General features: G+C 69.1%; 2 protein-coding genes. Both read left to right on the forward strand.

The window, feature by feature from the left end; genetic code table 11:
* On the forward strand, positions 1-295 hold a 295-nt coding region (locus P1P70_RS45410), incomplete at its 5' end, for a DoxX family membrane protein (RefSeq protein ID WP_319248446.1).
* 37 nt (positions 296-332) lie between these two features.
* On the forward strand, positions 333-706 hold a 374-nt coding region (locus P1P70_RS45415), incomplete at its 3' end, for a Zn-ribbon domain-containing OB-fold protein (RefSeq protein ID WP_413471703.1).

Genomic DNA, 706 nt, shown 5'->3' on the forward strand with positions numbered 1-706 from the left:
TCGGTGGGGGGCGGTGCGCGGCGGGTTCGACGTGGTGGTCAGGCCCAGGCCGAGGGCCATGGCCTACGTCGTCGTCTACGCCGAACTCGCCCTGGGGCTCGGGCTGGTCCTCGGGTTCCTCACGCCGATCGCGCTCGTCGGCGGGCTGGTGCTCAACCTCCTCTATCTCGTGCTGATGATCCACGACTGGGCCGAGCAGGGGCAGAACTCGATGATGGCGCTCATCTCGGTGGTGGCGCTGTTCGGGATGTCGTGGCAGACGTGGTCCCTCGACAGTGCGTTGGGGTTGTTCTGACGGGGGAGGGGAGCATGGTGGTGAGGGGAGTCTGGTGGTGACGGGTGGCAAGAGTGTGCGGTTCGATCTGCCGGAGGTCGACGGCCTCAGTCGTACGTACTGGGACGCCGCCTCCGACGGACGGTTGTTGCTGCGGCGGTGTGGGGCGGCGGGCTGTGGGCGCGCCCATCACTATCCGCGCGAGTTCTGCCCGTACTGCTGGAGCGAGGACGTGCGGTGGGAGGAGGCCTCCGGACGCGCCGTGCTCTACACATGGTCCGTCGTCCACCGTAACGACCTGCCGCCCTTCGGGGAGCGGACACCGTACGTCCCCGCCGTCGTCGACCTCGTCGAGGGGCCCCGGATGATGACCGAGGTCGTGGAGTGGACGGAGGGGGGCGGGGAACTGCGCGCGGGTATGGGGCTCCAGGT

The organism is Streptomyces sp. MB09-02B, from assembly GCF_033794485.1.
In the GTDB taxonomy this organism is placed as follows: Bacteria; Actinomycetota; Actinomycetes; order Streptomycetales; family Streptomycetaceae; genus Streptomyces.